General features: G+C 34.4%; 5 protein-coding genes and 1 pseudogene. All 6 read right to left on the bottom strand.

Annotated elements, in window-relative coordinates; translation table 11 throughout:
- Positions 1-530 (bottom strand): annotated as a pseudogene (mutL, locus tag U473_RS05115) (DNA mismatch repair endonuclease MutL); the annotation flags it as partial.
- A 5-nt stretch (positions 531-535) separates the two neighbouring features.
- Positions 536-3,154 carry a DNA mismatch repair protein MutS gene (mutS, locus tag U473_RS05110; RefSeq protein ID WP_068724023.1) on the bottom strand — a complete coding sequence of 873 codons (2,619 nt, stop codon included), beginning with the start codon at positions 3,152-3,154 and terminating at the stop codon, positions 536-538.
- Between the two features lie 82 nt (positions 3,155-3,236).
- Positions 3,237-4,580, bottom strand: coding sequence for a putative amidoligase domain-containing protein (locus tag U473_RS05105; RefSeq protein ID WP_068724021.1), 1,344 nt, complete (start codon positions 4,578-4,580; stop codon positions 3,237-3,239).
- Positions 4,581-4,682: 102 nt separating this feature from the next.
- Positions 4,683-5,252, bottom strand: a complete 570-nt coding sequence (cotE, locus tag U473_RS05100) for an outer spore coat protein CotE (RefSeq protein WP_068724018.1) — start codon at positions 5,250-5,252, stop codon at positions 4,683-4,685.
- A gap of 99 nt (positions 5,253-5,351) precedes the next feature.
- The gene (locus U473_RS05095; RefSeq protein ID WP_068724015.1) at positions 5,352-5,765 is read right to left on the bottom strand and encodes a YlbF family regulator; all 414 of its coding nucleotides are present in this window, start codon (positions 5,763-5,765) and stop codon (positions 5,352-5,354) included.
- Positions 5,749-7,260 (bottom strand): tRNA (N6-isopentenyl adenosine(37)-C2)-methylthiotransferase MiaB, encoded by a 1,512-nt coding sequence (miaB, locus tag U473_RS05090; RefSeq protein ID WP_068724013.1) that lies wholly within the window; start codon positions 7,258-7,260, stop codon positions 5,749-5,751. The genes U473_RS05095 and miaB overlap by 17 nt, the downstream gene beginning before the upstream one ends.
- Positions 7,261-7,270: the final 10 nt, after the last annotated feature.

The raw sequence follows: 7,270 nt of genomic DNA, 5'->3' as shown, positions 1-7,270 counted from the left end.
ACGATTAACGTAATCCGTAATATGTGCTAACTCTGTCTGTAACGATTTCATATATTTTAACCTTGCAGGGGTATTATAAAAAACATCCCTAACAATAATCTCAGTTCCACGAGTATAACTAATCTCTTTTTTTGAGTTATTTTGCCGCCTTCTAATTGAATTTCTACTCCTTTACCAAATTCATTAGAAGAAGTTTTCAGGATTAAACGGGAAACAGCTGCAATACTAGGCAGAGCTTCTCCTCTGAAGCCTAATGTGCGAATTTTGAATAAATCTTTTCCCGTTTTAATCTTACTTGTTGCATGACGAAAAAATGCCTTATCTACGTCGTCTTCATCCATTCCTTCACCATTATCTTTTATTCTTATAAGTGATAATCCACCTTCTTCTATCTCAATTTCTATCTTTGTACTTCTGGCATCAATACTATTTTCAATTAATTCCTTTACAATCGAAGCTGGTCTTTCTACCACTTCACCTGCCGCAATTTGATTGGCAATATGGTCATCTAGGACGATTATTTTGCCCAAGGTGATCACTTCCTTAACTTTTTCTGTATATCATATAAAATTTGAAAACCTTCCATCGGCGTCATATTCAATAGATCTAGGGAATCTATTTGTGTCATGACCTTTTCATACAAAGCTATCTTTTCATTCAAAGATGGATCAATTGATTTTTTGCTCGCTTTCATTTTTGGTTCAATTTCAAAAAGTTCAAGTTGAACCAAATCATTTTCAGACTCTTGAGCTCGTTTTGATTGAGCTTCTAAATCTTCTAAAATCTTTTTTGCATTTTTAATCACTTCTTTTGGCATCCCTGCTAATTCTGCTACATGAATACCATAACTTCGATCTGCCTTCCCCTTCTCAATCTTATGCAAAAATACTACTTTTCCATCTTTTTCGATCACATTTACATGGACATTTTGAATCCTTGGAAAACGATCTGCTAAACTAGTTAATTCATGATAATGAGTAGAAAATAACGTTTTTGCATTTACATGTTCATGAATATACTCAATGACTGCTTGAGCTAAAGCCATTCCGTCATAGGTGGAGGTTCCCCTACCAATTTCATCAAGTAAAATCAAACTATTTGATGTAGCTTGAGTAATTGCTTGTTTTGTCTCCGTCATTTCAACCATAAACGTACTTTGACCACTTGTTAAGTCATCACCAGCTCCAATTCTAGTAAAGATACGGTCAATCATTGATAAATCTGCACTCTCAGCAGGAACAAAACAACCAATTTGTGCCATAATCACTGTAATTGCAATTTGCCTCATATAAGTACTCTTACCAGCCATATTTGGACCTGTTATTAACAATATTTGCTCTTGATGCTGGTTTAAAATAACATCATTAGGAATATAAGGATGTCCTTTTTGAACAGCCTCAATTACAGGATGTCGTCCTTTTTTAATAGTAATGTGACCAAGTTGATTAAAGGTTGGTCGAACATAAGAATATTTCAAGCTTACTTTTGCAAAAGAGAGTAATACATCAAGATATGCAATTTTTTGCGCCAATTGTTGTAAACGTTGAGTTTGCTTAGAAACTGCATCCCGAATCTCTATGAAGACTTGATATTCTAAATCTAACATTTTTTCATCAGCTTCTAAAATTTGTGACTCTTTTTCCTTTAATTCTTCTGTAATATATCGTTCTGCATTGGCTAAAGTTTGCTTTCTAATGTATCGATCAGGTACCTGGGATAAATTCGACCTAGTCACTTCAATATAATATCCAAAAACTTTATTAAATCCTACTTTTAGTGATTTTATACCTGTTTCTTCTCTTTCTCTAAACTCTAAATCTTGAAGCCATTGTTTTCCTTCCGTACTAGCGATATAATATTGATCTAATTTTTGATGAAAGCCGCGCTTTATCACTCCACCATCTTTTAAAGAAATAGGTGGATCGTCTACAATCGATTTTTCAATGAGTGATGAAACATCTTGTACTAGATCAAAATCCTTGACAATCTTTTTTAAAGGATCAGCTTCACTTTCTATAACTATTTGAATGATTGCAGGAACGCGCTCTAAACTTTTTCGTAAGAGGTACAAATCTTTTGGAGTGGCATTCCCATAAGATACTTTAGAAATAATTCGTTCTAAATCATAAACTTGTTTTAATTGATCGCTTAAATCTTCAGCTAATATCAGGTTGTTGTATAAGGCCTCAACTCCTGATAGACGCTCTTCAATACGATGCACCGACAATAAAGGCTTGTCCAACCAACGGCGAAGCAAACGACTTCCCATTGCTGTTTCCGTTTGGTCCAAAAGCCATAGTAAAGAACCCTTCTTCGACTGATCTCTTGAAGTTTGTGTAAGTTCCAAGTTTCTTCGTGTAAAAGTATCTAAAACCATATATTGATTCGTATCATAAATACGAAATTCATTAAAATGAACGAATCGCTTATGTTGTGTTTTATGTAAATAACTTAATAGATTCCCAGCACTGATTAAGATCGATTTCGAGATTGGTTCTAAATGTGGGAAATGTTCGCTTACTATTTGGTTTAATTGTTCTAATTTAATATTTTCCTTCCATACTGTATAAGTAGCATTAACTTGTTGTAACAAGTGAATATGTTGTTGGTATATATCTTCCTCAATAAGAACTTCGGATGGATGATATTGTGATAGTTCCATGATAACATCTTCAAAATTCCTAGTAATCTCCGTTCCATAAAACTCACCTGTCGACACATCAGATACCGATAAACCGAAAGAGTCTAATACAGCATCATAAGCAACAGATACTAAATAATTGTTCCCACGCTGCTCCAAAACTTTGCCTTCCATAACAGTTCCGGGTGTAATTACACGAATAACTTCTCTTTTGACCACACCCTTTGCTGTCTTAGGATCCTCTACTTGTTCGCACATTGCTACTTTATAACCCTTTTCAATCAATCTATTAATATAGGATTCAGCAGAATGATAAGGAACCCCACACATTGGAATTCTTTCCTCTACTCCACCATCTCTGCCTGTTAAAGTTATTTCTAGTTCTCTTGAAGCTACTTCTGCATCTTCAAAAAACATTTCATAAAAATCACCTAAACGAAAAAATAAAAAGGCATCAGGATATTCTGCCTTAATTGATAAATATTGTTGGATCATTGGCGTATATGTGGCCATCTTCATCCTCCATTAAAACATACAATTTTATGCTTTTTATTATAACATATAATTTGTTTTGTGGTGGATGATTCAAAATACGTTATTTATGATATGGCGGGAGCTTCCATAGCTTTCTAATATCTTTATTTTCATCCCAAGAATAATCACGATCGATTAAATTCTTTAATGGATTTAGATAGGATTGATATGTTTGATAGTCCTTAAGTTGTTTTAATTCTTCCCATAATCCTTCAACCACAGGCCTGATTGCATCTTTATCTCCTTCATAATAGGCTCGCTGTATTTCAATTTCTTGTAATGGATTTTGGTAAAGGTATATATAGTTCTCAGCAATTATTTTGGCTAAAGCAAATACCCCTTTCGTAATCGTTGGCGAAACAATCCAGCTTGGTAAGGTACGATATTCAAACCCACCATGAAACTGTTCCCTATAATCACCTAAAAATCCATATTTCGGCCGTCTACCTTTTCCATTTGGGTCTTCTAGTAAAAAAATAGGTAAAGTCAAATAATTATCTAAAGCCCTTAAAAGAAAAGAATTAAGCCAAATATGACTAAAGTGAACGTGCCCACCTATTGGATACCCTTTAATTGGTAAAGCTCCTGCTAACCATTCAACATGGGTATTTCTTATCTTTTTACTTCCTAATAACATTGTTCTATAAAGATTAATCAATAATTTCTTTGGATCTTCACTAGGAATTGGTCTAAATTCACCTAATGGCAGTTGTGAACGATCGTGATTCGTCCATATATCATCACAGCCTACCAATCCTTTCTTAGGTAAATATTGCGATGCTAAAATCAACTGTCCACTTGGTCCTCTTAAAACAAATTCAGGATCAGCTCCAAGGGTTACTTTATAAGAAGAAGCACTTAATAACTGATTCCATTTTGTCAGGAACTCTTGAATGGCCACGTTAAATAATTCTTCAATTTTTTCATTGCCTTCAATTGTAGGATTTACATATAAAATCCATGGTTTTTCACCGACAGTTACCCCTACTTTCACTAAAGCATAATCTAGATTAAGAGCATAAACTGCTCGAATGGCAATTTCACTTATTATTCTTTGTTCTCTTTTTGTATTCAGCTTAGGAATTTCTTCAATCACTTTTTTCCCTTTTTGTTGGAAAATATCATTATTACTCCAATTTGTGGTATTCTTTTGCTTTTGTTTAAAAAAAGTAAGAATTTTTTGTTGGAATACTGGAATAAGATAGATATTTTTAAAATTTAATCTTCTGAACCTTTCTATTCCATTTTTGTCTGTTATTAACATTGTATTGATACCATGAATATTTAAATGTTTAAATTGTTGTATTAGTCCATTATTATCAATGGTTATAAAATGAGCCTTTTTATTTAACAGTCCCATGTTACTTTCCTTTTTTTGAATTTCTTCATAATGCATAAATGTCATGTTTTTTCCCCCATTTTTCTAGGGATACAACGTTATCATATTCAGAAACATGACAAATAGTGAAAAAAGAGGGAGATTCCCCCCCTCTTTTTACCACTCTCATTACTCTAAGTCATCAATGATAAAAGATGGATCTAAATCTTCTGCTTCATCTGTGTCCACATCTTCATCATCCAGTAAGAATCCTTTGTCGTCGTCACAATCTCCTGGGCAAATCACAACACAAACTTTCGTTTCCCCTACAATTTCAACTAAAAACTCCCTCTCTACTTCCACCATGACTGCATTTCCATTTGATGCGATTTTGGCATCTATGCATGTAGGAGCTTGAGTAGCTATTGCTGAGACCTCTAGATGATTATTTGTGCAGTTACTATCTAGAAAAGATAGTGGTACTTGTTCAACATAAGAAACTGTTTCTGTAGCTACTGTTGTTTTCGTATTATTCGCATATGAATACCATAAGTTGATATCATAAGTACCTACTACTTCAATCATGTCGCCAACTTTTTCAGCTTCAAAGGAATGGTTAATTGCCCAGCTTCCCAGAATATTAGATGGTTTGTTATCGAGAACTATGGTATGTGTTGCTTTAGAGAACTTTCGTCCTTTACCACAGACCGCTTTAGTGATTATTTCTCGACATTGCAGGTCTTTTTCTGTATGCAACATTTTGTACCCTCCTCAATCGATTCTCAATTAATAGTATGCAGGGCATATGTCTATGGTGAAAGAAACCAATAAAAAAACCTACAGAAAGATCTGTAGGTGTCAAAGTTTCAACTGAAAAACCTGATCGAGTTCCGGGTTTGGAAGATCATCCTCATCGAATAAAAGTTGATCTGAAATTTGTTCCTTCAAAAGCTTAATAATTGATTGAAGATATCTGTTAATCTCCCGTTGATTTTGTTGGTATTGACTAACTAAGGGAATCGAATGAAGTTCATTATTTAATAGATCTAATTCATTTTCAAGTTGTTTTATATAATTTGTTTTTTTTAAATGTTTTGCATTGACTAACTCCTGTTGTTTCTTTTTTATTAAAACAATCAATTCCTGTATTCTTCTATGGTGCTTTATCTGACGTTCAGCTTTTTGATAAATTTGAATCTCCTCTTGTTCACAAATTGAATTGGCCAATTCCTTCACTTTTTCAAGAATTTGTTCCCTATCCATTTGCGACATCAAGAATTTCCTCCTTTAAAGGCATAGCTACAATTTCACCTTTCAAAGTCCAAGTCTGTGGTTCCGTAATTCGCACATCAATCATTTGGCCAATTAGCGATTTATCCCCTTTAAAGTTGACTAACTTATTCGTTCTTGTTCTACCAGATAAGACCTCGGGGTCATTTTTACTTTCACCTTCAACTAATACTTCAACAATTTGATCCTTTAATGCTTCATTCCGCTCACGGCTTATTCTGTTCTGCAGATCATTTAAGCGTTGAAGACGGTCTTTTTTTACTTCTTCCGGGATACTGTCCTCCATTATAGCTGCGGGAGTACCTGCACGAGGAGAATAGATAAAAGTATAAGCAGAATCAAAACCTACTTCCTCTACCAAGGATAAGGTGTCTTGGAATTGTTCTTCCGTTTCTCCCGGGAATCCAACAATGATATCTGTGGTTAATACCACATCTGGGATTGCCTTCTTAATTTTATTCACTAACTCAAGATATTGTTCCCTAGAATATTTTCTTGCCATCTTTTTTAAAACTTCAGTATTACCCGATTGGAATGGCAGATGAATATGCTCAACTAAATTTCCTCTTTTCGCCAATACTTCAATCAGATAGTCATCGAAATCTCTTGGATGGCTTGTCATAAACCGAATTCTAGGAACATCAATTTTTCTTAAGTCATCCAACAAATGTCCAAAACCATAATCAATTTCTAAATCTTTCCCATACGCATTCACATTTTGTCCCAATAACGTTATTTCCTTATAGCCTTGACGCGCAAGCTCTCGTACTTCTGCAATGACGTCCTCAGGTCGTCTGCTACGCTCTTTTCCACGAGTATAGGGGACGATACAATACGTACAAAACTTATCACAGCCATACATGATATTTACCCATGCTTTTAGGCCATTTTCCCTGACCTTTGGCATCTGTTCAATAATATCTCCCTCTTTAGACCATACCTCAACAACCAGTTCTTTGTTGAATAAAGCGTCCCTTAACAAATCTGGAAGACGATGAATATTGTGGGTTCCAAAAATTAAATCTACATGTTGGTATGACTTAAGAATTTTATTGACCACTTTTTCTTCTTGTGACATACATCCTGCCACACCTAAAATCAAATCAGGTTTTTCTAATTTTAAGTGTTTAAGTCTACCTAGTTCACCAAAAACCTTATCTTCAGCATTTTCGCGGATAGCACACGTATTAAAAAGGATGACATCCGCTTGATTTTCTTCTTCAGTTTCTTGATATCCCATCGCTTCAAAAATACCAGCCATTGTTTCAGAGTCATGTGCGTTCATTTGACACCCATAGGTACGAACTAAATAATACTTACCTTTTCCAATTTTTTGCATATCTTCAGGAATATCAAAATCCCTAATCACTTTTACATCTTCTTTACCACGTTTTTTTGCCTTTTTTAAATCAGGGGGAATAAAATACTTTGAAACATCCTGTTCGGATTTTAAGTCCGTTGGATTCTCCTTTGCCATTTAAATACCT

Source organism: Tepidibacillus decaturensis, from assembly GCF_001561915.1.
In the GTDB taxonomy this organism is placed as follows: Bacteria; Bacillota; Bacilli; order Tepidibacillales; family Tepidibacillaceae; genus Tepidibacillus_B; species Tepidibacillus_B infernus.
This window is presented reverse-complemented; position numbering and strand designations above follow the sequence as displayed.